The organism is Tardiphaga sp. 37S4 (genome assembly GCF_021044645.1).
Lineage (GTDB): Bacteria > Pseudomonadota > Alphaproteobacteria > Rhizobiales > Xanthobacteraceae > Tardiphaga > Tardiphaga robiniae.
This window is the reverse complement of sequence record NZ_CP088008.1, coordinates 4,209,408-4,235,629: the sequence shown is the minus strand read 5'-3', so window position 1 is coordinate 4,235,629 and position 26,222 is coordinate 4,209,408. Positions and strand designations below refer to the sequence as shown.

Sequence of the window (26,222 nt, the reverse complement as noted above, 5' to 3'; positions counted from 1 at the left end):
GGGGGGTAACCCGGAGCTCCGACGTTTGTGGCTCACCCCCCTCCCGGCGCTTCGCGCCACCCTCCCCCGCAAGGGGGGAGGGCACCACGCTACACCTGCGGTGGCTTTGCCACTTTTCAAACGAGGCATCTGATGCGTGTCGTCGGTGGCCGGCTGAAGGGCCGCAACATCGCGTCGCCCACGACGCAGGCGATCCGTCCCACGGCGGATCGACTGCGCGAGGCACTGTTCAACATCCTGATCCACGCTTACGAGAGTCCGATCGAGGACGCGCGCGTGCTCGATCTGTTTGCCGGCACCGGTGCGCTCGGCATCGAGGCCGTATCGCGCGGCGCCAAGTTCACGCTGTTCGTCGATAACGGTTCCGAGGCGCGCGCCTTGCTCCGCAACAATGTCGAGGCGCTGGGTCTCGGCGGCGTGACCAAAGTGTATCGCCGCGATGCCGCCGATCTCGGCCCCGCCCATCCGGTCGAGCCGTTCTCGCTGGTGTTCCTCGACCCGCCCTATCGCATGAAGCTCGCCGAGAAATCGCTGGCCTCGCTGCGCGATGGCGGGTGGCTGACGCCGGGCGCTCTGCTGGTGGTGGAAGAGGCGAAGGATGTTGCGTTCGCAGCGCCGGAAGGGTTCGAAGAACTCGAGCGCCGCGCCTATGACGATACCGAGTTTACATTTCTGCGATCTGTGTAAGAAGACGTCAAAAGGAGCCGCCGATGTCTGCGATCGAATACACTTGGGATCATGTCCATATCCGCACGCCGGACACCGAAGCCACCGCGCAGTGGTTTGCCGATATGCTCGGTGCAGAGATACTGCGCGCGCCCGGCCGCATCGATATCAGGCTCGGCGGCGGAATGATCTTCCTCGCCCCGGTGACGCCGGAGATGGGCGTCAACCCGCCGCCGGTCACGCCCTATCAGGGCCTCGACCATTTCGGCCTGAAGGTGAAGGACATCGATGCGGTGGCCGCGTCGCTGAAGGCCAAGGGTGTGGAGTTCACCAAGGAGCCGCATACGCTCAAGCCCGGCCTGCGCATCTGCTTCATCCGCGCCCCGCAGGGCGTGTCGATCGAGCTGCTCGAGCGCGATCCGAAATATACGTGAGTCGAGCACCAGCCCGTCCACGTCATTGCGAGGAGCGAAGCGACGCGGCAATCCAGTCTTCGCTTGCGGCTCTGGATTGCTTCGCTGCGCTCGCAATGATGGCTGAGGGGTCTATCGTCGCCCGAACAGCTTCTCGATATCGCTGAGTTTCAGCTCGACATAAGTCGGCCGGCCGTGATTGCACTGGCCGGAATTCGGCGTGTCTTCCATCTCGCGCAGCAGCGCGTTCATTTCCTCGGGTCGCAGCCGGCGGCCTGAGCGCACCGAACCGTGGCAGGCCATGGTCGCGGCCACATGCAGCAGGCGGCGCTCCAGCGGCAGGGCTTCGTCCCATTCCGCCATGTGTTCGGCGAGATCGCGCAGCAGCGATGCGGCATTGGTCTTGCCGAGCAGCGACGGCGTCTCGCGCACGGCAATGGCGCCGGGGCCGAAACTGTCGATGGCGAGGCCATAGCTTGCGAGTTCCTCGGCGCGATCGAACAGTTTCTCCACGATGGCCTCGTCCATTTCGACGATCTCGGGGATCAGCAGTATCTGCCGCTGCACGCCATTGGCGGCCAGCGATGCCTTCAGCCGCTCATAGACGATACGTTCATGCGCGGCGTGCTGATCGACCACGATCATGCCGTCGCGGGTCTGCGCGATGATGTAGTTCTCATGCACCTGCGCACGCGCGGCACCGAGCGGCCGGTCGACCAGATCGGTCTGCGGCGTCTCTTCGAAACGCACATCGGCCGTGGGCGTGCCGACATCGAAAGCCGCCTGGCTGCGTTCGGCAAACGCCGCCGAACCATCGAAGCCCGGCATTGGATTGACCGGATAGGCCGGCGAGCGCTGCCAGTCCCAGTTCGCATTTGCACGCGGCGCGAAATTCGGAGCGAAGTTGGGGCGGAACGAGTCCAGCACGGCGCCGTCGCTATTGGCCGCCGTGCGGCGTCCCTCACGGGCGAGGCCTTCTTTCAGGGCATGCACGATCAGCCCGCGCACCAGCCCGGCGTTGCGGAAACGCACTTCGGTCTTGGCCGGATGCACATTGGCATCGACCTCCTGCGGGTCGAGCGTGACGAACAGCGCGACGATCGGGTGGCGGTCGCGGGGCAGATAGTCGGAATAGGCCGCGCGCACCGCGCCGATGATCAGCTTGTCGCGGACCGGACGGCCATTGACGAACAGATACTGTCCAAGCGCATTGGCGCGGGTCAGCGATGGCGCGGCAGCAAAACCTTCAACCACCACGCCTTCGCGCTCGCTGCGCACTTCGATGGCACTGAGACGAAACTCAGGTCCGAGAATATCGCCGAGCCGCGTCAACCGTCCGGCCGGACCGGGCAGGGCCGCCGCCCATGTTACCGGTGCGCGTTCTTCGCCGGCCATGGTGAAGGCGATATCCGGCCGCGCCATTGCGAGGCGGCGGACGACTTCGCGGATCGCTTCGGCTTCGGTGCGGTCGGTCTTGAGAAATTTCAGCCGGGCAGGCGTCGCGTAGAACAGATCGCTGACCTCGACGCGGGTGCCCTGCGACAGCGCGGCGGGCGCGATGTCAGATTTCTCGCCGCCATCGACGGTACGCGACCAGGCATGCGGTTCCGACGCGTGGCGTGTGGTGATGCTCAGCCGCGCGACAGACCCGATGGAGGGCAGCGCCTCGCCGCGAAAGCCAAGCGTGCGGATCTGCAGCAGGTCCTCGTCATCGAGCTTCGAGGTGGCGTGGCGATCCACGGCAAGCGTGAGATCGGCATGGGTCATGCCGCCGCCGTCGTCGGTGATGGCAATCTTTCGCCGTCCGCCGCCATCGGTGAAGATCTCGACCCGGGAGGCGCCGGCATCGATGGCATTCTCCACCAGCTCCTTCACCACGCTGGCCGGCCGCTCCACCACCTCGCCGGCGGCGATGCGGTTGACGATGGTTTCTGGGAGCTGGCGAACGGGCATGGATCTCGGGGCGTGGTGACGGGTCGGGGATATGTAGGGAACCTCAAGCGCCATTCTATGGCCCCGGGCGCCCGATGTCCCCGCCGCAGCCCGCTTTTCCCCGGTTCTGGCTTTTTGTTTTGACGCGTTTTCTGGACGCGAACCGGTATCCACTTCGCTCGAAAACGCTTTAAGCGAATCGGCCGCCTTTCTGGATCACCTCGATCTTGTAGCCGTCGGGGTCGGTGGCGAAGAAGAATTGCGCCAGCGTGCGGCCCTCATGTTTGAAATCGCGCAGCGGACCGGGCGCAAGCTTCTCGCCCTCGAAGCGGGCATGTTCCGCGGCCACGTCGTCTACGACAACCGCGAGATGGCCGTAGCCGTCGCCCAGCACATAGGGCTCGGTACGGTCGAAATTCACCGTCAATTCGAGCTCGAAGGGCGAGGAGGGATGGCGCAGATAGATCAGCGCAAAGTCGGGAAATGCGATGCGCTCGGCAATCTCGAGGCCAAAAGCGCGTTTGTAGAAATCCAGTGCGCGTGCTTCGTCGAGCACGCGGATCATGGAATGAACGGGTTTGGCCATCGGGAAATTCCTGGAAAAAGTGGTCTGGCTTGTTGTGTGGGGCGCGGCTCAGTCGTCAAAACGCCCGCCGCGGCCGGCCTTGACGTCGCTGCGGCGCTTCTTGCCATCGAGGCGGCGCATCTTCGAGCCGAGCGTCGGTTTGGTGGCCCGCCGCGGCGCCTGCCGGAAGGCGGCTTCCTGCATCAGTTCGACCAGCCGCTCGATGGCGTCGGCCTTGTTGCGCTCCTGGGTGCGGAAGCGCTGGGCGTGGATCACGATCACGCCGTCCTTGGTCATGCGCTGGCCGGCGAGGGTGCGCAGGCGGATCGCGGTGTCCTCCGGCAGCGCCAGCTTGCGGCTGTCGAAGCGCAACTGCGCGGCGGTGGAGACCTTGTTGACGTTCTGCCCGCCGGGTCCGGACGCGCGGACGAAGACGATATCAATATCGTCTTCGTCGATGGCAATGGAGCGCGTGATCCGGAGCATGATCCTCCGTAGCACATCCGCCATACATCCGGGCAAGCCTGCGCGTTGAAATGCGCCGCTAGGCGCGCCGCGATCCGCTGCGCTCGACCAGCTTCACCATGACCTGCAGCGCATGGTTGGTCGGCGTCGGAATGCCGTGCTCGGCGCCTTTCCGGACAATGAAGCCGTTGAGGAAGTCGATCTCCGACGGCTTGCCACGCGCGAGATCCTGCGACGTCGACGATTGCTGAAGCGGCATGCTAGCGGCGAGGGCGAGGGTCTTGTCCAGGAGGTCGGCGGGCAGCGACACGCCGCAGGCGCGCGCCACCGCCATGCATTCCACGACGGCATTGGTGACGATGTCAGGCACGCCCTGGACCTTGAACATCTCGCCATAGGCGATGCCAGCCACGGCCGATAATGCATTATAGGCGCAGTTGTTGATGAGCTTCGACCACTGCACCGTGTCGATATCGCTGGCGACGGTGGTCGGCACGCCCGCATCGGACAGCAGCTTCGCCAGCCTTTCGCTCTCGGGCGATGCGCCAATGATCAGTTCGCCGCGTCCGTTGTGCTTGATGTGGCCTGGACCCGGCATCTCGGCGGCCACATAGACCGCTGCAGCGATCACCGGCTGGCTGAGGATGGCGCGCAGGCGCTGCGGATTGTCCACGCCGTTCTGCAGGCTCAGCACGATGGAATTGGCTTTGAGCACAGGTTTGAGCGCGGCTGCCGAACTGGTATCGCCGGACTTCACGGCGAACAGAACGAGATCCGGCGGCGCGAGATCGGCGATCTGCGTCATCGCCTTCGCCGGAATGAAACCGTCGAACTCGGCGCTCTCGAACCGAAGGCCGTTCGCATTGATCGCATCGACATGGGTCTGGCGTCCGACCAATGTCACGTCATGGCCGGCGCGCAGCAGCTTTGCACCATAGTAACAGCCGACCGCGCCAGCACCGATCACCGCGATCCGCATGGCGGCGCCTCAGTTGGCCTTCGGTGCCGGGGCTACCGGCGCTGCGGCCGCCTGCGGCGCGCGTCCGACGACGACGGTCAGCAGGCCATCCGCCCACAGCTTCTTCGCGGCCGCCTTGGCCTGGTCCAGCGTCACCGCATCGACCACGGCATTGCGCTTCTCGATGTAATCGATCGGCAGTCTGTCGAGCTGGTATTGCAACAGCGCGCCGGCCAGTTTCGATGAGGTGTCGAGCGCCAGCATCTGCGAGCCCTTGAGATAGGACTTCGCCTCGTCCAGCTCGCGCTGGGTCGGACCCTGCTCGGCCATGCGTTTCACTTCGCTGGTCACGGTATCGACCGTCTCGGTGGCGCGGTCGGCGCGAGTCGCGGTGCTGCCGATATAGATGCCGGAATGCTGCATCCACAGCAGCGAGCCACTGACGGAATAGACCAGGCCGCGCTTCTCGCGCACTTCGTGATACAGCCGCGATGACAGCGTGCCGCCGCCGAGGATGTGATTGACGATATAGGCAGCCATGAAGTTCGGATCGTCGCGTTTGACGCCCGGGCTGCCGAAGGTGATGACCGTCTGCGGCACGTCCAGCGTCACGGATTCCTTCTGCGGCGGCTTGGCCGCTGTGACTTCCGGGACCGGCGTCAGTGTCGCCTTGGCGGGCAGGCCACCGAAGGTCTTGTCCAGCAATGCCGCGAGCGTATCGGAATCGACGTCGCCGACCACGGCAATCTTCAGCGTGTCCTTCGCGACGATGCGTTGCTTGTAGGCCTTGATGTCATCGACATTGATGGTCGGCACGTCGGTCAGGCTGCCGTTGGACGGTCGGCTATAGGGATGGTCGCCGAATGCCACCTGCAGAAACTTGCGCGTCGCCAGCGAATTCGGGTTCGAGGTTTCGCGGCGCAGGCCGGACATGATCTGCGCGCGGATGCGCTCGACATCGGGGGCATCGAAGCGTGGCGACGTCAAAGCGAGGCGGGCGAGGTCGAACGCCTCGTCGCGATGCTCTTTCAGCATGCGCAGTGAGCCACGCAGGTAATCGCGCTGGGCGTTGAAGTTGAGCTCGATGGCGCGGCGTTCCATGCGATCGCGGAAGGTCGTGGAATCGAGATCGCCCGCGCCTTCGTCCATCAGGCTGGCCACCATGTTGGCGGTGCCGGATTTATCTTTCGGATCCTGTGCCGCACCGCCGCCGAACGCATATTCCATTGCGATCAGGGGAACGGTTGCATCCTGCACGAACCAGGCTTCGATGCCGCCTGGCGTCACGAGCCGCTGCACCTTGGCCGCGGCGAAAGATGGCGTCACCGTCAGGGTGACGAGTGAGAAGGCGGTAGCGACGGCAATGCCGAGGCGGCCGGCGTTGAAGATGATGCTCACGACCGCTTCTCCTCGCGCTTCGGCGCAGATGTATCCTTGACCAGATAGCCGGTGACCGAGCGCTTCTTGTCGAGCCAGGTCTGCGCGGCTGCGCGCACCTGCTCGGCGGTGACCGCCTTGATGCGGTCGGGCCAGCTACGGATGTCCTCGACGCTGAGGCCCGTGGTGAGTGCCGCGCCATACCAGCGCGCCAGCGAGGCCTGGCTGTCCTGCGCATAGGTGGCCTCGGCGACGAGCTGCGTCTTGACGCGTTCGAGGTCGGCAGCCGGCACCGGGTTGGTCGCGAGGTCGGCGATCACCGCGTCGATGGTCTTTTCGATATCGGCGAATTCGGTGCCCGGCTTCGGCGAGGCTGAAATCATGAACTGTGCGCTGTCGAGGGCCGTGCCCTGGTAGCTGGCACCGGCATTGATCGCGAGCTGTTTGTCGATGACGAGGGCGCGGTAGAGATATGAGTTCGCGCCGCCGCCGATCAACTGGCCGAGCACATCGAGCGCCTGGCTCTCGCCGGCCGCAGCGGTGGTGGCTGACGGCACCAGATAATAGCGGCGCAGGCTTGTCTGTTCGACACGCGGATCGGCGAGCGTCACCGTGCGCGGCGCGGCGGGCGTCGGCTCCTGTGGGCGCATGCGGCGTTCGGGGATCGCCGGCTGTGCCGGGACCACGCCATAGGTGCGCTCTACCATCGGGCGGATTTCCGCCGGGTCGACATCGCCGGCGATGATCAGCGTCGCATTGTTGGGGGCGTAGAAGCGCTTGTAGAAGGCGAGCGCGTCCTCGCGGTCGAGCTTCTCGATTTCCTGATGCCAGCCAATGATCGGGCGGCCATAGGGATGGTTGAGATAGAGCGCGGCCATGATCTGCTCGGACAGCCGGGCATCCGGGCTGTTGGCGACGCGCATGTTGTATTCTTCCAGCACGACGTCGCGCTCGGGCAGCACGTTCTCGTCCTTCAGCACCAGGCCGGTCATGCGATCGGCCTCGAATTCCATCATCTTGCCCAGCTGGTCCTTGCTGATGCGCTGGTAGTAGCCGGTATAGTCGGTCGAGGTGAAAGCGTTCTCCTCGCCGCCGACGCGCTGCACGGTCTGCGAGAATTCACCGACCGGATGTTTCGCGGTGCCCTTGAACATCAGATGTTCGAGGAAATGCGCCAAGCCTGACTTGCCCGGCGTCTCATCGGCCGAGCCGACCTTATACCAGATCATCTGCGTCACGACGGGCGTGCGGTGATCCTCGATCACCACGACCTGCATGCCGTTATCGAGCTTGAACGTGGTTGGCGGCTTCGCCGTCACCGTCTGTGCGCGGGCGCCCGATATGGCGAGGGCGGGAGCCAGCAGCAAAGCGACGACTGCGACGGATCGTGCGGCAAGTCGGAATGAAGAGGTCATGGCGGGGCTAATAGCTCCAAAGCATGGGGAAAGGCGTGACCAAGCCATCGCGCGGGACACATCCGCGCGTGCAGGCTGATCGCAGTGAAAGGACGTCTTTGGAATGGCGGCGCAAAGGGAGCGCTGCGATCAGAACTTACCCGTCATCGGGTTGATGTTGTAATCGTTCTTCATGGTTTCCTTCGGCCCGGTGCCATAGGCATAGCCCGAGGCAGGCGTCTGGTAACCGGCCGGCGGCTGGGTCAGCGACTCGCGTGTCGGCTCGCCCTTGAATTCGGCGGTCTCACCCTTGTTGCTGCCGAACATGTTCTTGAACAGGCCACCCTCATAGCCGAGCTGCTTCGGGCTCAGCACGATGTTCTTGTTCGGATCGCCTGGTGAGGAATTGTCCACGGCGGACGAGGCGCCACGTGCGCGCTTCGGCGCCATCTCGCGCGGGGTCAACGGGCGCGCGGCTTCCAGCACTTCTTCCGGACGTCCGGTCTTGGCGTTGGCGGCGGCTGCGCGGCGCTGCTGTACATCCGGATCCTTCGGCCAGTTCGCGACAGGCGCGGGGCCCTTGGCATCCGGTGGCGGCAGGTCGATCTTCGGCGGCACCACCAGCGGCGAGCGCTCACGATAATCGATCCCGGTGTTTTCCATATTGGTGCCGCCGAGACCGGTCATGATCTGCTTGATCACCTTCTGCTCGAACGGTTGGTCTTCTTCCTCGGCATCCTGGGCACGTGCGGCGCCTGCGGACATCACGAGACCAACGCTAAGGGCAACGGCGGTAAGGCGCAGGGCGCGCATCCAGGCGCCCGATGAAGTGTGCAGAGCCCAACCGGTTTCGGTCTCGCGCATCGTGTTCATCCTGTTCAAATATCTGGCGGATCGGCAAGAATCCGAAGAATCCTGGTGCGGTTCCGCTGGTATCGCCCTTGGCCTTGCGTATCGGCTGGGATCAGGGCGCTTTTGCGGCGGGTACCGTGAAGAAAGAGTCATACAGCAGGGCCGCTACACCGGCAACAATGGCGACATCGGCAAGGTTAAACACGTACCAGTTGTAGGTCTTGCCGGATATTTCGACGTGCAGCAGGGCGAAATCGACCACGGCGCCATAGGCGAACCGGTCGATGGCATTGCCGATCGCGCCCCCGATGATCAGTCCCAGCCCGATCGTGGCCAGTCTGGTCTCCGATTTCGCCATCCAGATGGCCAGCGCCACCACCGCGATGGCTTTGATGGCCACCAGCACGACCTGGCCGGTCGGCCCGGAATCGGAGAACCAGCCGTAGCTGATGCCGGTATTCCAGGCCAGGACCAGATCGAAGAACGGTGTGATCCTGACCAGGCCACGATGGCCGAGATCGAAGCCATAGAGCAGCCACAGCTTCGTCGCCTGATCGAGGATCAGGATGACGATGGCTGCGATCAGCCCGGAGCGAACGGCTGGTTTCAAACAGCCACTCCCAGCGCCTTCCACTCCCGCAGTGCCTGCGCGTCGCGCGGGGTGACGTCGGGATACTCCTTGTCCTCGCCCACGGTCGGCAGGATCTTCCACGACCGCGCACATTTGGTGCCGACGGCCTTTTCGACCACCACGGCAACGCCGGGCACGTCGTTCAGTGCGAAGGCGCCTGCGGGCGCTTCGGCATTGGTCAGCATCGCATTCGAGGTGATGCAGATCTCCGCAAGATCGACGTCGGCCAGAATGGCGAAGATCGCCTTGTCGGTGACATGGATCAGCGGCGAGGCTTCCAGCGACGAGCCGATATTCTTGGCGGCACGCTCGACTTCCAGCGCGCCGGTGACAACGCGGCGCACATTGCGGATGGTCTCCCACTTCGCGGCGAGCGCCTCATTACGCCATGCCGGCAGCGTCTTCTGGAACGTTTCGAGATGCACCGACACGGAGCTGCTGCCATAGCGCGACAGCCACGCCTCCTCGGCGGTGAAGCTCAGAATGGGTGCGAACCAGGTCACGATCGAGCGGAACAGGTAGTCGATCACGGTTAGCGACGCCTTGCGTGTCACCGACGACGGCGCGTCGCAATACAGCGTGTCCTTGCGGATGTCGAAGTAGAAGGCCGACAGTTCGGTGTTCATGAAGGCGGCGAGTGTGGCCACCACCGTCTTGTAGTCGAAATCGACATAGGCCTGCCGCACCACCGCATCGACTTCGGCGAGACGATGCAGCATCAGCCGCTCGAGCTCCGGCATGTCGTTGGCCTTGACGCGATCCTCGTCGCGGAAATGCGCGAGGCTGCCGAGCATCCAGCGCACGCTGTTGCGCAGCTTGCGATAGGTCTCGATGGTGTTCTTGATGATCTCCGGGCCGATGCGCTGGTCGTCGGCATAATCGGTGGCGCAGACCCACAAGCGCAGGATGTCGGCGCCGGAGTCCTTGATGATCTTCTGCGGCTCGATGGTGTTGCCGATCGATTTCGACATCTTGCGACCGTTTTCGTCGAGCGTGAAGCCGTGGGTCAGCACGACGTCGAACGGCGCGCGACCGCGGGTGCCGCTGCTCTCCAGCAGTGACGACTGGAACCAGCCGCGGTGCTGGTCGGAACCTTCCAGATACATGACGGTGTCCGCGCCGCCCTCTACCTTGCGCTTGATGCCGGCAAGGCCGGGGAAGTGCACGGGGTCTTCGAGCACGAAGGCGTGTGTGGAGCCTGAATCGAACCAGACGTCGCAGATGTCGTCGACCTTCTTCCACTCTTCATTGGCAAGCGAGCCGAGGAAATGCTCGCGCGCGCCTTCGGCATACCAGGCGTCGGCGCCTTCCTTCTCGAACGCGTCGGCAATGCGCTTGTTGACGGCCTCGTCCTGCAGGATCTCTGCGGAGCCATCGCCTTTCTCGCGCACGAACACCGCGATCGGCACGCCCCAGGCGCGCTGGCGCGAGATCACCCAATCCGGCTTGGTGTTGATCATGCCGTTGATGCGGTTCTGGCCGGTGGCCGGCACCCATTGCGTGACCTTGATGGCTTCGAGGGCACGGTGACGCAGCGTGTCGCCGGGCTTCGCCTTGCCGTCGTCCGCCATAGCTCCCGGCTTGCCGGGAGCGTTCACTTCCAAAATGTCCTTGTCCATCGCGATGAACCATTGCGGCGTGTTGCGATAGATCACCGGCTTCTTCGAGCGCCAGGAATGCGGGTACTGATGCTTCAGGCGCGCACGCGCCACCAGCATGCCGCGCTCGACCAGCGCCTTGATGACGGCCTCGTTGGCGTCGCCCTTCTCGCCCTTGTCGTTGATTACGCGGGTGCCAGCGAAGCCCGGCGCCTGTTCGGTCAGCGCGCCGTTCTCATCGACGGTGTAGGGGATCGTCGTCGCGATGCCGCGCTCGGTGAGCTGGCGGCCATTCGACGTCCAGATATCGAAGTCGTCGCGGCCATGGCTTGGCGCGGTATGCACGAAGCCGGTGCCGGTATCGTCGGTGACGTGATCGCCGTCGAGCAGCGGTACGATGAAGTCATAGCCGCCGGCGAGACCCTTGAGCGGATGACGGCATTCCAGATCCTCGAGGATGTCCGAGGACAGCTCGCTGCTCTTCTTCCAGGACGTCACGCGCGCCTGCTTGAACACGCTTTCGGCCAGCGCGTCGGCGAGGATCAGCAGGTCGCCGGTCTTCAGCCAGTTATCCTCCGGCGCCTCGGTGACTTCATAGAGGCCGTAAGAGATCTTGCTGGAGAACGAGATGGCGCGATTGGCCGGCAGCGTCCATGGCGTGGTGGTCCAGATCACCACCGCGGCCTTGGCGAGCCGGCCGAATTCGGCGGCCACGGGGAATTTCACCCATACCGCATCCGACGTGTAGTCCTCGTATTCGACTTCGGCTTCGGCCAGCGCGGTCTTCTCGACCACGCTCCACATCACAGGCTTCGATCCGCGATACAGCGTGCCATTGGCCGCGAACTTCATCAGCTCGCGGGCGATCTGCGCTTCGGCGAAATAGTCCATGGTGGCGTAGCGGCCGGCCCAGTCGCCGATGATGCCGAGTCGCTTGAATTCCTCGCGCTGGATGTCGAGCCACTTGTTGGCATAGGCGCGGCATTCCTGGCGGAACGCGATCATCGCCGCGCCGTCCTTGAAGTTCGGCTTGACCTTGCCCTTGGAGCGGTAGTTCTCTTCCTCGATCTTCCACTCGATCGGCAGGCCGTGACAGTCCCAGCCCGGCACGTAGTTGCTGTCGAAGCCCAGCATCTGCTGGCTCTTGGTCACCACGTCCTTGAGGATCTTGTTGAGCGCATGCCCGATATGGATGTTGCCATTGGCATAGGGCGGCCCGTCATGCAGCACGAATTTCGGCTTGCCCTTCGCGGTCTCGCGGAGCTTGCCGTAGAGGTCGATCTCGTTCCACCGCGCCAGCATTTTCGGCTCGCTGGTCGGCAGGCCGGCGCGCATCGGAAATTCGGTCTGCGGCAAATAGAGGGTCTTGGAATAGTCGTGGGCGTCAGATTTGGCGGGCTTGTCGGACATAATGGCTCTGGCTTGCTCGAATGGCGCTGAAACGCGTGAAAACGCGATGAAACTGGACGGTCCCGGTCTTGCGCCGAGCGAAGCTCAGGCGGAAGCCGGGCCGATAATGCTTATGATGGGGCGCCGTGCAGACATCCGGCACTCAATAGCAGCCGGGGAGAGGATCGCAAAGGGTCGGATTAGCCCCGTTTGCCAATCACCCGGGCCGGATTGCCGGCCACGGTGGCGCCGTCCGGAACGTCCCGGGTCACCACGCTGCCGGCCCCGATCACGGCGCCGTCACCGATGGTGACACCGGGCACGATAATGGCCCCGCCGCCGATCCAGACATCGGCGCCGATTTTGACCGGCCGGCCGAATTCCAGTCCGCTGCGGCGGGTCTCGGCGTCCCGCGGATGGTCGGCAGCGTAGATCTGCACGGCCGGGCCGATCTGGGTGCGGTCGCCGATAGTGACCTCGACGATGTCCAGGATCACGCAGTTGAAATTCAGGAAAACGTTGTCGCCGAGATGGATGTTGTAGCCGTAGTCGCAGAAGAACGGCGGCCGGATCACGCAGTCGGCGCCGACGGCACCAAAATGCTCGGCGAGCAGTGTCCGTCGTTCGGCGACAGGCCGGTCCAGCTGCGCGTTGTATTTCGCGAGCCAGGCCTTGTTGGCCTTCTCGTCAGCGACCAGTTCGGGGCTGCCGGGGCGATAGAGTTCGCCGGCGAGCATTTTCTGCTTTTCGGTCCTGGTCAGTCGATGTCTCCCAGTTTCGGAAACGCATCCGGCGCAGCCGCCAGCGCGGCTCGCGCTTTGGCGCTGTCGTCGTCCATCTGGCGGATCAGGGGTTCGATGCCCTCGAATTTCATTTCATCGCGGATGAAGGCAATGAAGGCGACGTCCAGTGCCTGGCCGTAAAGGTCGCCCTTGAAGTCGAACAGGAAGACTTCGAGCAAAGGCGCGCCGTTATCGAAGGTCGGGCGCCGGCCAAAGGATGCAACGCCGTCGAAGCGCTCGTTTCCGCGGCCGACCCGCACGGCGTAGATGCCGTGCTTGAGGCCGCAATTGTTATTCAGGCGGATATTGGCGGTGGGATAGCCGAGGTCGCGGCCGAGCTTCTTGCCATGGATCACTTCGCCGGTGATGAACCACGGCCCGTTCAGCATCTCCGTGGCCTCGGTCACCTGGCCCTCAGCCAAGGCCATGCGGATGGCCGTCGAAGACACCGGGCGCTCATCGATATCGACATGCGGCTGGATGTCGACCTCGATGCCCAGGCGCGGCGCTTCGTTGGCCAGCAGGCTGGGCGAACCGACGCGGCCTTTGCCGAAATGAAAGTCGTAGCCGACGGCGATGCCGCTGATGCCGAGACGCTCAATGAGATCGTGGTGAATGAAGTCTTGCGCCGTGGTGCTGGCGCGTCCCTTGTCGAAGGTCATGACGACGGCGCCGGCGAGGCCGGTTCCTGCCAGCAGGCGCAGCTTGGCGGCTTCGTCGGAGAGCCGGAACTGCGGTGTGTTCGGGCTGAAGAAACTGCGCGGATGCGGCTCGAAGGTCACCGCCAAAGCGCTTGTTTTATGCAGTTCCGCCATGCGTAACGCAGCACCGATGACGGCGCGGTGGCCGAGATGGACGCCGTCGAAATTACCCATTGCCACGACGCATCCGCGCGGGATGGCTTTGGCAGGCGTTGTGTCGCGGATCACGCTGAAAGCAGTCGTCATGATTGGATTCGTTGGTGGTTTTGGCGGGTGAGGGACCGTGGCGCGCCCACCACGTCGAAGTCAAGCGAAGGTAAAATCGGCTTTCTTCTCGAATTTGACGAATTTCGCGCCATGGGGCGGTTAACTGGAAATTTAACCCACCCTGCTAATTCTTGCCCCAAGCCGCGGACAGCAATACTCGCCAATCCCGGTTGGAACGGTTTGCCTGACGGCAAATATCATTTTTTGCATTTGCGTATCGTGCCTCAGGGGGAATGAAGATGGCGGTTGATTTGTCGATGACGGTGCTGGTGGTGGACGATTACAACACCATGATCCGCATCATTCGCAATCTTCTGAAGCAGCTTGGTTTCGAACACATCGACGATGCCAGCGATGGTTCGATGGCGCTGGAAAAGATGCGTACCAAGAAGTATGGCCTCGTGATTTCCGACTGGAACATGGAGCCGATGACGGGCTACGACCTGCTCAAGGAAGTCCGCGCCGACCCCAACCTGTCGCAGACCCCTTTCATCATGATCACGGCAGAATCCAAGACCGAGAACGTGATTGCCGCCAAGAAGGCCGGCGTGAACAACTACATCGTCAAGCCGTTCAACGCGGCGACGCTGAAGACCAAGATCGAAGCCGTGTTCCCGGACACCGTGCCAGCGTAAGCCGCGCAGCTTCGCTCAGAGCTTTCGAATTTCGCAATGCCCGGCCTCGTGCCGGGCATTTTCATGTCTGCAAAGAAGCAAGCGCGGATGCGTCGCGCGGCTAATGATAGTCCCTCCTCTCATTCCGGGGCGCAAAGGACCGCAAAGCGGGCCGGCGCGAACCCGGAATCCCGGAGTGTTTGGCTCTACGGAGACTCCAACGTTGAGATTCCGGGCTCGGTCCCGTCGCCTACGGCGTCGGTCCCGCCCCGGAATGACAGTTGGGGGCGGCAGACAGCGCTAAACATTTTTTCCTATCCGCCGTTGACACCATCCCCGTCAGGTTTATATTCCCCTTCGTCCTGCCCCACCGAGAGGGGCGATCGCGATCGTCACGTTCGCGGGGCAGGATGCGGTGGACGCCGGAGATGCGGCGTCACGCGGTTTGGGGGTGACGTCTGTCTTCGGGCAGGACGGATCTGCGCCAGCACTGCCACTGGCAAGGACACGGCCGACCTTGAGATGGAAAGACTCCCTGGACAGCGCGACGGACGACCAAGTCAAAACGCGTTCGGCCAAGTGCTTTGCGGCTACCCTGTCCCTCCGCCCTGGGACATTAATTTTGGTGATGGGACCGTTCGCCATGGCAGATGTGCAAGCAACCGAAAAAACACCGTATGCGGAACGTCGGGCACTTGCTCGGCGCCTCCGAAAGTCCTGATGCACTCTAAATTGCGGAAGACCGCATCGCATCAGGCCCAAGGGTGCAACGGGCACCCGGCGTTCCGCACGCCCTCTCACAAGGGGGGCGGGAATGCAAAGGACGACGGCGCCCCCGCGCCGCAAACAATGGGGGCGATGACGCATGTCTGAAGAACAGTGGCTGTTTGACAGTTGAATCAGCAACGGCGCGACGTGGACGTCCCACACACTGCCGTCATGCCCGGCGCATGCCGGGTATCCACGTCTTGGCGACAAAGGAAGGCGTGGATGACCGGAACAAGTCCGGCCATGACGAACATGGGACGCGGTGCGTAGGATGGGTAGAGCGCAGACGCATCGCGCCGGAGCGAAACCCATCATTCACGCGCACAGAAAGCGATGGGTTTCGCTGCGCTCTACCCATCCTACGATCGCACCTTACGTCAGCTCACCACTTCAATTCGCGCATCAGCGCTTTCGGTGGATGGCCGAACAGTTCCTTCACTTCCGAGGCGCCCATCTGTTCGATGCCTTCGAAATCGCCCGCATGGATGCCGCGGGTGACGAACAGCAGGTCGATGCCATAGGCATGCGCGCCGGCGAGATCGGTGCGCACGGAATCGCCGATCGCCAGCACGCGATCCAGCGCCGTGTCCTTGCCGCGCTTCGCCTTGGCCAGCGCCATGGCCTGATCGTAGATCGGCCGATGCGGCTTGCCGTAGAAGATCACCTCGCCGCCCATCTCGCGATAGAGTTCGGCGACCGCACCGGCGCAGTAGATCAAGCGGTCGCCGCGCTCGACGATGATGTCGGGATTGGCGCATACGAGCGTCAGCTTGCGCGCCAGCGCCTGGCTCATCATGTCGCGATAGTCGTCGGCGGATTCGGTCTCGTCGTCGAACAATCCGCTGCAGACGATGTAGTCGGCCTGTTCGAGCTGGGTGAGCTTCACATCGAGGCCGCGATGGATCGAACTGTCGCGGTCCGGCCCGATCAGATACATCGCCTGACCCGGCCGGCCCGCGACGAAATTGCGCGTGAGGTCGCCGGACGAGACGATGGCGTCATAGGTGTCGTCAGCGACGCCGAGCTTCCGGAGCTGCCGCTGCACGGAGTCGGCGGGGCGCGGCGCATTGGTGATCATGATCACCGTGCCGCCCTTGGCGCGAAACGTATGCAACGCCTCGCAGGCTTCGGGGAAAGATTCGAGGCCGTTATGGACGACGCCCCAGATGTCGCTGAGGACGACGTCGACATGTCCGGTGAGGTCGCGCAAGCGCTCGGCGAAACGTAGTGTGGTCATTGGATTGAGGGCCGTTCAGTTCGGGCCGGTGGCGCGGCGCGCCAGCGCGGCATTGCCGGTGGAGCGCGGCGGCTCAGGCCGCGGAGGCGTGGTTGGGGCGGATCTCACTGGGCCATTGGGGTCCGTAGATGCCCTGGCGGGTTCCTTGATAGCGGGATTTGGCGCACCGCCATTGGCCGGCGTTTCCGGCCTGAGCGGGCGGGGCGCCGCGAACAGGAAGCCTTGCCCGAACCGGACGTCGAAGTCGAGCAGGTCGACCACGGCCCGTTCGCCCTCGATTCGCTCGGCGATCAGATCGATTCCGAACCGGCCGAGCAGATCGGAGAGATCGGCGGGATGAATGTCGGAATTCGACGTCTGCTTGGGGTCGAGCAGGAGTGCTGCCGGTACCTTGATAAAGCGCACGCCGCGATCGGCGAGGTCGCGCGGCTCGATCCGCAAATCCGTGACGTGATCGATGGAGAAGCGGTAGCCGCGCTGGGCGAGGGCGGCGAGATGCTCGCTCTCGATCGGGCCGAGATTGCGGAAAACGTTCTGCTTGAATTCCAGCACGAAGGACGGCGCCAGTGCGCGATTGGCTTCGAGGAAGTCGATGCATTGCGCGAAGGTCTCGGCATTCGACAGGGTCGCGCCAGCCATGTTGCAGAACACGCCGACATCCTTGTTGCGCACCATCAGGCGGCGCAGCACCTGCATGCAGCGCAGCAGCACGATGTGGTCGATCTGGCCCATCAGGCCTGCGGCTTCTGCGGGACCGATGAACTCGTCGGCGGTGATCACCTGATCCTTGTCGTCGCGCAGCCGCGTCATCGCCTCGTAGAAGCGCACCTTGCGCTGCGGCAGCGTGACCATCGGCTGCAGATAGATGTCGATGCGGTTGTCGGCGATGGCATCCTTCACCATGGCGGTGAACTGCGCATTGTCGCGCGCCGGCGTTGCCTCCGGCCTGACGATGATCGCAGGTGCCGTCGGTGTCACGGTGTCTTCGGCGACCTCGACGGCGAGCGGCACATCGGCAGCGGTTACGGGGTTGACCGGTGGCGATGGCGGCGCGATCGCCGCCGAAACAGTCGCCGGCGCAGGCATCGCTGTCAGCATGTCTTCGTGGGTGGCAACCGATGTGGCGAGTTGCTTCACCAGCGCACCCAATTCGCCGATCTCTCCAGCGACGGTCTGGATACGGTCCTGATTGGCTGTGCCGGCGGATGCGATCTTGCTCTCGACCACCGCGAGCCGGCGGCCGAACTCGGCGACCTGCCGGGCAAGGTCGGCGGTGCCACGCGACAGATCGGTGATCTGGCCGGTGGATTCGGTGCGGTCTTTGATGCGCATCGACACGGCGTTGTAGAGGATCATCACGGTCAGCGCTGTCAGTGCGACGATGGCCGATTCGTAGCCGCTGATGCCGGCGATCGCATACAGCACCAGGCCAAGCGAAGCTGAGACCAGCACCATGCAAATGCCGACAAAAATCGTGGAGATGCGGATCATAACGCGCGCAACATCCTCAAATCCAAACTCCTGAACGGCGCGGCGGAGGCACGGCCGCGAGCGCTCCCGCGCTAAGTATCCGGCCAACCTTAGCATTATTGTTGATTCGGAAAGCAGGGCTGGGAGAACTTGCCCACCGGTGCTTTTGCACCTCAGGCGCTGGCGCGGCCGAGCGTATCGGCCATGGCGGCGCCACGTGCGCCCATCGGTCGTCCCGGTCCGACGGTGGTATCCACGGCGGTCTGGTGCTCGATCTCGGAATTCAGTTCGGCCCCGCACAGAACGATGATCGCGGACATCCACATCCACATCATCAGGCCGATGGCGGCGCCGAGCGAGCCGTAAGTGGCGCTGTAATTGCCGAAATTGGACAGGTACCAGGACAGCAGCGCTGAGCCGGCGAGCCAGAGCAAGGCGGCGACGAGGGTGCCGATGCTGAGCCATTCCCAGCGCGCGCCGGGGCGGCTCGGACCAAAGCGGTAGAGAATGCCGAGCGCCAGCACGACCACGAGCAGCAGAAGTGGCCAGCGGGAGAGGCTGATGATCGTCTTGCTGTCGGTGGCGAGACCGATCCGGTCCAGTGTCAGCGGCAGCGCAACGACGGCGCTCACCATGAGAAGGAGCGCGGCAATGGCGCCGGTGGTGAAAGCGAGCGAGAGCATATTGAGCTTGATGAAGCTGCGCTTCTCGCGCTCGCCATAGACGACATTGAGCGCGTCGATCACGGCCTTCACGCCGGCATTGGCGCTCCACAGCGCCAGCATAAGGCCGAACAGGAAGGTGAGGCCGAGTTTGGCCTGCCCGTTGGCGAGCACGCGCGCGATCTGGTCCTGCACGATCTGGAACGAGCCATCCGGCAGCATCAGCGCCAGCGTCTGCAGATTGTCGGAGATCGTCGAGGCATCGGCGAACAGCCCGTAGCAGGAGACCAGCGCGGTGATGGCCGGAAACACGGCGAGCAGGCCGAAGAATACGACGCCGGCCGCAATCGCCAGCAGCCGGTCCTCATTGATCTGCTCATAGGTCCGCCACAGCACGTCCTTCCAGCCGGTCCATGGAATCTGCAGCGGACTGGACGAATGGCGCCCGCGGCCGGACTGGGCGAGTTCGCGGGTGAATGTCTGTGGTGGCGGGACGTCGGTGTCGCCGATCGGTTGCGGCTCATCGACAAAGGACCTCTCTGCGGTGCGCGCCGAGAAAAAGCTCTGCAACGCGAGCACGGCAAAGGTTGTCGCTGCGACAAGCAGCAGACTGTCCGTGTCGGATCGGCGGACGACCATCAGGCGTTCGCTTTGCTCGCGGGTCTGCGGGCAGGGGCTGGCTGCGCAAGGCTGCGGCGCCGGGCGAAAGCCCAGCCGGCAAGCGTCGCGGCCAGAACGAGGCCGGCTTTCACCGGGCCGCTGCTCTGCGGGGGCTGAGCAGGGCGTGTGCTCGGCCTGAATTCATTGGGCGCGGCCGCGCGATGCGGTGCGGCCGATGTGACCTGCTCATGCTTGGCAGGGTTCGCGTTAATCGCGACGCGCAAGCGGCTGCCCAGACCCGGAAACTGTTTCGTGGGGCGCTTCAAGCGACTCGCGGCGAGGACAGCGAAGAGGACAGCGAGCACCAGCAGCAGTGCACCGGTTGCGCCAAATGCCTGAAACAGCCCGTAGCGCAGTTCGACCCAGCGAAACAGCGCGGCGGCGCCGACGAGTAAGGTGGCAATCAGAAAGATGCCTGCGGCAGCATAAAGTCCGGCAGCGACCGCATAGGACACCGCGATGCCCTGGGTCTGCTCACTGCGATCACGGATATAGGACGACGTGGCGCGCTTGACCTGATTGAGCTTGAGCGCGAGCCCTGTTTGCAGCAGGGCGCTTGCGAGCGGTGGCATCGTGAAAGCCTCATTCTGAGTCGGCCAACGTTGTCGGCGTGTCAAATTGAACGAGGAGACAGGGTGATGGTTCCGCGGCGGCGGTAGCCGCGCCGCGGGGCGGCACGCAGGCCAAATACGCATGGCAGCCAGCGCTGCGCTTGCCGGTTCCTGCCTGCGCTGGTACCACGCCGCTATGAGCGAAAAGTCTGAAAAGCCCAAAAAACTCCAGAAACTGCGCGCGCGCCTGCCGCGCGGCCTTGGCGACCGCGGACCGGCCGATATCGCCGCGACCCGGCGCATGACCGACACCATCCGCGAGGTCTATGAGCGCTACGGCTTCGAGCCGGTCGAGACCCCGACCATGGAATTCACCGATGCGCTCGGCAAGTTCCTGCCCGATCAGGACCGGCCCAATGAAGGCGTGTTCTCGTTTCAGGACGATGACGAGCAGTGGATCTCGCTGCGCTACGACCTGACCGCGCCATTGGCGCGCTACGTCGCTGAACATTGGGACGCGCTGCCGAAGCCGTATCGCAGCTACCGTGCAGGTTACGTCTATCGCAACGAGAAGCCGGGTCCGGGCCGCTTCCGCCAGTTCATGCAGTTCGATGCCGACACCGTCGGTTCCGGCTCGCCGGCAGCCGATGCCGAAATGTGCATGATGGCGGCCGATACGATGGAAGCGCTTGGCATTCCGCGCGGCAGCTATGTGGTGCGCGTCAACAATCGCAAGGTGCTCGACGGGGTGATGGAGAGCATCGGTCTCGGCGGCGACGAGAACGTTGGACGTCGCCTCACGGTGCTGCGCGCCATCGACAAGCTAGATAAGTTCGGTACGGATGGAGTCCGATTACTATTGGGAGAGGGGCGCAAAGACGAAAGCGGGGATTTCACTAAGGGGGCAGGTCTTGCTGCGCCCGAAATCGACTTCGTTATTGAAAATCTGCAAGGTGGCGTGGGCTTTGCGATCGAGCTGAAGAGTGGTGGAGTTGAGATTCATCCAAAGTTCGAGCGCCCGATTGATGGTGTGTTTGCTACGGGCTTGAACGAGCTTCATGAAATCGAGAAGCTTTGTCGGTCGGCGGGATATGAATCCGATCGCATCAAGATCGATCCGTCTGTCGTGCGCGGCCTCGAATACTATACCGGCCCCGTCTATGAAGTTGAACTCACGCTTGAAACCAAAGACGAAAAGGGCCGTCCCGTTCGCTTCGGCTCCGTCGGCGGCGGTGGTCGTTACGATGGTCTCGTCTCGCGTTTCCGCGGCGAGCCGGTGCCCGCTACCGGTTTCTCCATCGGCGTCTCGCGTCTGCAGGCGGCGCTGACGCTGCTCGGCAAGATCGACACCACGCCGGATTTCGGCCCGGTCGTCGTCACCGTGTTTGATCGCGACCGTGTCGCCGATTATCAGAAGATGGTTGCGAGCCTGCGCAATGCCGGCATCCGCGCCGAACTCTATCTCGGCAATCCCAAGAACATGGGCAATCAGCTGAAATATGCCGACCGGCGCAATTCACCCTGCGTGATCATTCAAGGCTCCGACGAAAAGGCGACCGGCGAAGTGATGCTGAAGGATCTGATCCTCGGCGCCGGACTGTCGGATCTGGAAGGGGATCGCGACGCCTATCTGCAGAAGCAGGCAGAGGCGCAGACCAAGATTGCGGAAAACGATCTCGTGAGCGCGGTCCGCAAGATTCTCGACAAGCACGGCGTGAAGTGGAATTAATCCACGCGCCAACAATTGGTAGAGCAATGGGAGACATCAATGCCTGAGATCACGATCAACCTGGCGGCAGGCCGCACCGACGAGCAGAAGAAGGGCATGATGCTCGACATCACCCAGGCGCTGGTGAAGAATCTCGGCGTCACCGCCGATGCCGTCGTCATCCAGATCAACGAAGCGCCGCTCAACAACAAGATGAAGGGTGGCCAGACCTTCGTCGAGCGCGCCGCCGCCGCGAAGAAGTAAGCGTCTATCCAAACACTGCGATATTCTGACGGCTGGCCATGATGGGCCGGCCGTTTCGATTCCACAGCGTCATCGCCTGGCTGGAATAACCGCCGGCGATCTGCTCGGCGACATTGCGGATCAGCCACCAGCCGTCATCGGTGGTGATCTCGTCGGTGAGCATGTCGATCGACCAGGTCATCGTGCTGATCGGCGAGGGCGTTGTGGATCGGACGGAAGCTGCCGGCGGCGGCGCGTCGGCCAAGGCCAGCAACGCCACCAGCGATGGCTGGATGCCGGGCTCGCGGTGGCGCAGCCACAGCATCATCTGCGGATCCTCGCTGCCGCTGAACGGCATCGAGCCCCCCATATGCCGGCCTTCGATATGCTCCAGGAAACGCAGCGTCGGCGGCGCACGGTGAAAGAAGTCCGGGCAGTCCTCCGGTGCTTTCAGTTCCGGCGTCCCGGTCTCCACATGGGCAAAAGCCGATTCACGCGCGGCGCCGAAGCAGAACATGGCGCGGGTCGCGAGGCCTGCTTCGCCGACAAGATCGACGCTGGCGAACAGTGTCGATTTGCCCTTGCGCAGAACGCTGGCGCGCAACTGCAATGGACCGGGGGCCGGGCCGACGAAGGCGATCTGCGCCGAGCGAAGCGGCGGCACGGCGCCGAATTCATTGAGCGCAGCCTGCATGCACAGTGCCGCGGCCAGACCGCCATAGACGGTACGGCCCTGTAGCCAATCGTCGCTGACATGGGCGGCCCAGCCGTCGCCGGAGCGCGTCATGGACGACATCAATGCGGTGAATTCGGTCATGGAGCTGCCCTTCGGAGTTTCCTGTCGCTGGCGTTGCGCACGCCATTGGGATGATTACCATCATCTATAGCGGGGAACGCTGCGGCGGGAAACATCCAGTCAGCGGGCGCGCGGCTCTATTGCGGCCGGTGCATGCCCTTCATCTTCTCCATGTCTTTGACATTCATCTTCATGCCGCCGGGCATCATGATGTCACCGGGCTTCTGGTCCGGCTTGCAGGCGCCGAGCCATTTGGCTTCCAGCTGCGTGGTGCTGTCGCCAGTGTTGGCCTTGGCGCCGCCCGAACTCTGCGAGGTGATCTTCATCGTATAGGCAGAGTTGAAATCGCCGGTGATCTCGGCATGCGACGTGCTGGTGGTGCCACCGATATTGCAGACCGAATCCGTGACATAGCCCGTCGCGGTCTTCTTCATCTCGTTCTTCGAACACATGTCCTTCGCCATCGGCGAGAAGGTCGTGTTCATGAACTTGTCGGTGGTCTCGTCGGTGCAGTGCTGCATCGTCATGCCGGGCATCCCGGCGCTGCCCTGCATCTTCATTTCCCAGAGCCCGGCCTTGCGCGCCGGCAACTCGATGGGATCGGCGATGGCGGGTATTGCCCACAACATCGCAGTCGCGCTCAAAACGGAAATATTCAACAGTGAAACACAGCGTCGCATCATGCTTGGTTCTCCCCAAGCCGATGAGACGCTGTGTCGCGTGAAAAGGTTCAGTAGCGAACGCGGAGCGGCCGATCCGAGGCGCCATAGGGCACCCAGCGGCAGGCGAACGAGACGTAGGCGCCATATTCCTGCGGTGCGCTCAGGAATTTCACGACCTTGCCGTAACGCGCGCAATGATCGATCGCCAGGGCGCGAATGTCGGTCTGGCTGATCAGGGATGTGGAGATGATGCCGCCGGTGTCATTGCCCTTGAATGGCGGCACCCAGTCGGCCTTGGCCGCGCTGCTCATGATCGCACCGCTCAGACCTGCAGCCAAAATCGCCAACCGAATCATTCGCATCACCGTCTCCATCGTCGTTACGGGCACCTTAGAGGGCATCGGCGACGCTGAAAAGAACGCCGTCTAGGTTCTGACAGAGTTGTGCGCTGGGTGTGGCCGCGATGCACTTGACCCTGCACGGGCTTCGCGGCACGTTCCGGGAACAATCATCAGACGGCGGATTCCCCATGCGCGACCTCATTTCATCCTGGAAGAAAGCCGTCCTGGCTGCCGTTACCGGCGCCGTTCTCGGGCTTATGACCCTGGCTCCCGGCGCACAGGCTGCGAACCTGCTCGAGCTGAACTTCTGGCTGTCCGGGCCGAACTACGAGGGCCGTCTGGCGGATTGCGAAGCTGGTCTCTCGACGATTTCGTCGCAGTTCCAGGACAAGGAAAGCACCTTCTGGAATTCGGCGCTGCAGATCACCGGCTTCAGCCGCGTCCATGAGACGGCATTCCGCCCCTGGACCTCCGACAACATCCCGCGCCGCTACTGCACCGCCGACGCGATGCTGACCGATGGCAAGACGCGCCAGGTGCATTACTCGATCATCGAGGATGGCGGCTTTGCCGGCTACGGCCAGGGCGTGGAATGGTGCGTCGTCGGTCTTGACCGCGACTGGGCCTATAACCCGCGCTGCCGGGCAGCGAAGCACTAAGCTTCGTTTGCGGATCCAACCCATTTTGTTCTTGAATTGTTCTTGATGCCTGATTAGGTTTGCCCTTCTCAGGGGTGGGGCGCGTCATGTTTCAGGCATTTCGACTTGTCATTTCGCTTGGGTTTCTCGCGCTCGCGGCGCTGAGCGTCGATCCGGCCTCAGCACAGGACCGCCGGCAGAACGCGCCGGGCGAATTCGATTTTTACGTATTGTCGCTGTCGTGGTCGCCGAGTTTCTGCGAGGCGGCCCAGGAGCGCGGTGGCAACAACCGCTCGGCCCAGATGCAATGCGGCGGCCGGCCTTACTCTTTCGTGGTTCATGGCCTGTGGCCGCAATATGACCGCGGCTTCCCGAATTACTGCGAGCGTCCGGCCCCGCGGCTGGCACGCAATATCATGCAGTCGATGCTCGACCTGATGCCGGCGCCCGGCCTGATCTTCAATGAATGGGACAAGCACGGCACCTGCTCCGGCCTCGGCCAGCGCGCCTATTTCGAAGCCATCCGCAAGGCGCGCGCCGGCGTCAAAATTCCCGACGAGTTTCTCGATCTGCAGCAGGCCAAGACAATTGCGCCTGACGCAATCGAGGAAGCCTTCATCAAGGTCAATCCGGGTCTCAGCAATTCGGCCATCGCCGTGACCTGCGATCGAAACCGCCTGACCGAGGTCCGGGTCTGCATGAGCAAGGATCTCCAGTTCCGCGCCTGCGAGGAGATTGACCGCCGCGCCTGCCGCCGCGATCAGGTGGTGATGCCGCCGATGCGAGGCGGCTAGCTCAAACCGCCATCGTAGCGTACTGCTGGCGCATGAATTATCGCCACGCCTTCCACGCCGGCAACTTTGCCGATGTCATCAAGCATATCGTGCTGGTCCGCATCCTGACCCATCTGCAGGAGAAGCCGGCGCCGTTCCGCGTCATCGACAGTCATGCCGGCGCCGGGCTCTATGACCTGACCGGCGATGAAGCCACGCGCTCCGGCGAATGGACCACCGGCATCGCGCGCGCCCTGCAGGCGCGGTTCAGCGAAGCCAGTGTGCCGCTGGTCGCGCCCTATCTCGACATTGTCCGGTCATTCAATGCGCCGCGCGAACTCAAGGCCTATCCCGGCTCGCCGCTGATCGCGCGCGCCTTGATGCGGCCGCAGGACAGCATGGTGTGCTGCGAGGTCGAGCCGCAGGCGCGCAAGAAGCTGATCTCTGCGCTGCGCAGGGACGAGCAGGCGCGCGTGGTCGATATCGATGGCTGGATCGGTCTGCCGGCCTATGTGCCGCCGAAGGAACGACGCGGCGTGGTGCTGATCGATCCGCCCTATGAAGATAAGAACGAATTCGCGCGGATGGCTGCAGTGTTCGAGCAGGTCTATGCCAAATGGGCGACCGGCATTTACATGCTGTGGTATCCCGCCAAGAGCCGCCGCGCCACCGATGAGCTGGCGCAGCACGTCGCCGCGACGGCCGCTGCATCTGCCACACCTGGTAAATGCCTGCGCCTCGAATTCAGCGTTGCACCGCAAACGGCGGATGGTCCGCTGACCTCGACGGGACTTTTGATCGTCAATCCGCCGTGGAAGCTTGCTGCCGAGCTCAAGGAAATCCTGCCGCAGCTCGAGAAGCCGCTTGGCCTTGGCGGCGCTGGACGCTTCCGGCTCGAGACGGCCAAACCCTGACGTCGCACGGTCTGCGCTGAACTACGCAAACTCCAACTATCAAACGGCGCCGCCAAAAACGGTAGTCAATCCCGGCGGAACCGTATTAAGCTGCTGGCATTATGACTGGCTTTACGTTCCGCTTCCGCGAATGGTTGCGGCGGAGTGACGTGGCCCAAATCGATATTGAAACAAGGCCTAGCTTCCGTGGAGTGA

Annotated in this window: 26 protein-coding genes; 8 read left to right on the top strand and 18 right to left on the bottom strand. The window is 63.3% G+C overall.

What is annotated here, in order from left to right; genetic code table 11:
• Positions 1–132 precede the first annotated feature (132 nt).
• Entirely contained in the window at positions 133–687 is a 555-nt protein-coding gene (rsmD, locus tag LPB73_RS20110; RefSeq protein ID WP_231077955.1) for a 16S rRNA (guanine(966)-N(2))-methyltransferase RsmD, read from the top strand.
• Positions 688–710: 23 nt separating this feature from the next.
• Positions 711–1,100, top strand: coding sequence for a VOC family protein (locus LPB73_RS20105; protein WP_089261869.1), 390 nt, complete (start codon positions 711–713; stop codon positions 1,098–1,100).
• 111 nt (positions 1,101–1,211) lie between these two features.
• Here LPB73_RS20105 and mutL read toward each other — a convergent pair whose 3' ends face one another.
• The 11 genes from mutL to LPB73_RS20050 all read right to left on the bottom strand — a co-directional run bounded on the left by mutL (position 1,212) and on the right by LPB73_RS20050 (position 13,969).
• Positions 1,212–3,032: a DNA mismatch repair endonuclease MutL gene (mutL, locus tag LPB73_RS20100; protein ID WP_231077954.1), complete on the bottom strand. Its 1,821-nt coding sequence runs from the start codon at positions 3,030–3,032 to the stop codon at positions 1,212–1,214.
• A 169-nt stretch (positions 3,033–3,201) separates the two neighbouring features.
• The gene (locus LPB73_RS20095; protein ID WP_231077953.1) at positions 3,202–3,597 is read right to left on the bottom strand and encodes a VOC family protein; all 396 of its coding nucleotides are present in this window, start codon (positions 3,595–3,597) and stop codon (positions 3,202–3,204) included.
• Between the two features lie 48 nt (positions 3,598–3,645).
• The gene (arfB, locus tag LPB73_RS20090; protein WP_089263593.1) at positions 3,646–4,062 is read right to left on the bottom strand and encodes an alternative ribosome rescue aminoacyl-tRNA hydrolase ArfB; all 417 of its coding nucleotides are present in this window, start codon (positions 4,060–4,062) and stop codon (positions 3,646–3,648) included.
• Between the two features lie 58 nt (positions 4,063–4,120).
• The gene (locus LPB73_RS20085) at positions 4,121–5,020 is read right to left on the bottom strand and encodes a ketopantoate reductase family protein (protein WP_231077952.1); all 900 of its coding nucleotides are present in this window, start codon (positions 5,018–5,020) and stop codon (positions 4,121–4,123) included.
• A gap of 9 nt (positions 5,021–5,029) precedes the next feature.
• Positions 5,030–6,364, bottom strand: a complete 1,335-nt coding sequence (locus LPB73_RS20080) for a M16 family metallopeptidase (protein ID WP_414716914.1) — start codon at positions 6,362–6,364, stop codon at positions 5,030–5,032.
• A 29-nt stretch (positions 6,365–6,393) separates the two neighbouring features.
• Positions 6,394–7,791: a M16 family metallopeptidase gene (locus LPB73_RS20075; protein WP_231077951.1), complete on the bottom strand. Its 1,398-nt coding sequence runs from the start codon at positions 7,789–7,791 to the stop codon at positions 6,394–6,396.
• 129 nt (positions 7,792–7,920) lie between these two features.
• Positions 7,921–8,634, bottom strand: coding sequence for a hypothetical protein (locus LPB73_RS20070; protein WP_089263592.1), 714 nt, complete (start codon positions 8,632–8,634; stop codon positions 7,921–7,923).
• 100 nt (positions 8,635–8,734) lie between these two features.
• A complete protein-coding gene (gene lspA, locus LPB73_RS20065) occupies positions 8,735–9,232 on the bottom strand; it encodes a signal peptidase II (RefSeq protein WP_231077950.1) in 498 nt (165 codons plus the stop codon).
• A complete protein-coding gene (gene ileS / locus LPB73_RS20060; protein WP_231077949.1) occupies positions 9,229–12,261 on the bottom strand; it encodes an isoleucine--tRNA ligase in 3,033 nt (1,010 codons plus the stop codon). Before ileS ends, lspA begins: the two co-directional genes overlap by 4 nt.
• A 179-nt stretch (positions 12,262–12,440) precedes the next feature.
• Positions 12,441–13,001: a sugar O-acetyltransferase gene (locus LPB73_RS20055; protein WP_231081200.1), complete on the bottom strand. Its 561-nt coding sequence runs from the start codon at positions 12,999–13,001 to the stop codon at positions 12,441–12,443.
• Complete coding sequence (locus tag LPB73_RS20050; protein ID WP_231077948.1) at positions 12,998–13,969, bottom strand: bifunctional riboflavin kinase/FAD synthetase; 972 nt, start codon at positions 13,967–13,969, stop codon at positions 12,998–13,000. Before LPB73_RS20050 ends, LPB73_RS20055 begins: the two co-directional genes overlap by 4 nt.
• A gap of 260 nt (positions 13,970–14,229) precedes the next feature.
• Here LPB73_RS20050 and LPB73_RS20045 point away from each other — a divergent pair, with 260 nt between their 5' ends.
• Positions 14,230–14,625: a response regulator gene (locus LPB73_RS20045; RefSeq protein ID WP_089263591.1), complete on the top strand. Its 396-nt coding sequence runs from the start codon at positions 14,230–14,232 to the stop codon at positions 14,623–14,625.
• A gap of 1,129 nt (positions 14,626–15,754) precedes the next feature.
• On the opposite strand, the gene LPB73_RS20040 is transcribed toward LPB73_RS20045, so the two are convergent.
• From LPB73_RS20040 to LPB73_RS20025, 4 genes are all read right to left on the bottom strand, one after another.
• Positions 15,755–16,609 carry a TIGR01459 family HAD-type hydrolase gene (locus tag LPB73_RS20040; protein ID WP_231077947.1) on the bottom strand — a complete coding sequence of 285 codons (855 nt, stop codon included), beginning with the start codon at positions 16,607–16,609 and terminating at the stop codon, positions 15,755–15,757.
• A gap of 15 nt (positions 16,610–16,624) precedes the next feature.
• Positions 16,625–18,100: an EAL domain-containing protein gene (locus LPB73_RS20035; RefSeq protein WP_231077946.1), complete on the bottom strand. Its 1,476-nt coding sequence runs from the start codon at positions 18,098–18,100 to the stop codon at positions 16,625–16,627.
• Between the two features lie 152 nt (positions 18,101–18,252).
• A complete protein-coding gene (locus LPB73_RS20030; protein ID WP_231077945.1) occupies positions 18,253–19,380 on the bottom strand; it encodes a YihY/virulence factor BrkB family protein in 1,128 nt (375 codons plus the stop codon).
• Positions 19,380–19,973 (bottom strand): phage holin family protein, encoded by a 594-nt coding sequence (locus LPB73_RS20025; RefSeq protein ID WP_231077944.1) that lies wholly within the window; start codon positions 19,971–19,973, stop codon positions 19,380–19,382. Before LPB73_RS20025 ends, LPB73_RS20030 begins: the two co-directional genes overlap by 1 nt.
• 175 nt (positions 19,974–20,148) lie before the next feature.
• Here LPB73_RS20025 and hisS point away from each other — a divergent pair, with 175 nt between their 5' ends.
• Together hisS and LPB73_RS20015 are read left to right on the top strand one after the other, a co-directional pair.
• Entirely contained in the window at positions 20,149–21,681 is a 1,533-nt protein-coding gene (gene hisS / locus LPB73_RS20020; protein ID WP_231081199.1) for a histidine--tRNA ligase, read from the top strand.
• Positions 21,682–21,720: 39 nt separating this feature from the next.
• Entirely contained in the window at positions 21,721–21,924 is a 204-nt protein-coding gene (locus LPB73_RS20015) for a tautomerase family protein (protein ID WP_068731140.1), read from the top strand.
• A 4-nt stretch (positions 21,925–21,928) separates the two neighbouring features.
• Here LPB73_RS20015 and LPB73_RS20010 read toward each other — a convergent pair whose 3' ends face one another.
• The 3 genes from LPB73_RS20010 to LPB73_RS20000 form a co-directional block, all read right to left on the bottom strand.
• The gene (locus LPB73_RS20010; RefSeq protein WP_231077943.1) at positions 21,929–22,720 is read right to left on the bottom strand and encodes a thioesterase family protein; all 792 of its coding nucleotides are present in this window, start codon (positions 22,718–22,720) and stop codon (positions 21,929–21,931) included.
• A gap of 116 nt (positions 22,721–22,836) precedes the next feature.
• Positions 22,837–23,379: a DUF3617 domain-containing protein gene (locus LPB73_RS20005; RefSeq protein WP_231081198.1), complete on the bottom strand. Its 543-nt coding sequence runs from the start codon at positions 23,377–23,379 to the stop codon at positions 22,837–22,839.
• Positions 23,380–23,429: 50 nt separating this feature from the next.
• The gene (locus LPB73_RS20000) at positions 23,430–23,723 is read right to left on the bottom strand and encodes a hypothetical protein (protein WP_068731365.1); all 294 of its coding nucleotides are present in this window, start codon (positions 23,721–23,723) and stop codon (positions 23,430–23,432) included.
• A gap of 167 nt (positions 23,724–23,890) precedes the next feature.
• Here LPB73_RS20000 and LPB73_RS19995 point away from each other — a divergent pair, with 167 nt between their 5' ends.
• From LPB73_RS19995 to LPB73_RS19985, 3 genes are all read left to right on the top strand, one after another.
• Positions 23,891–24,361: a hypothetical protein gene (locus LPB73_RS19995; RefSeq protein WP_089261833.1), complete on the top strand. Its 471-nt coding sequence runs from the start codon at positions 23,891–23,893 to the stop codon at positions 24,359–24,361.
• A gap of 86 nt (positions 24,362–24,447) precedes the next feature.
• Positions 24,448–25,134 carry a ribonuclease T2 family protein gene (locus tag LPB73_RS19990; RefSeq protein ID WP_120288589.1) on the top strand — a complete coding sequence of 229 codons (687 nt, stop codon included), beginning with the start codon at positions 24,448–24,450 and terminating at the stop codon, positions 25,132–25,134.
• Between the two features lie 32 nt (positions 25,135–25,166).
• A complete protein-coding gene (locus LPB73_RS19985; RefSeq protein WP_231077942.1) occupies positions 25,167–26,027 on the top strand; it encodes a 23S rRNA (adenine(2030)-N(6))-methyltransferase RlmJ in 861 nt (286 codons plus the stop codon).
• Positions 26,028–26,222: the final 195 nt, after the last annotated feature.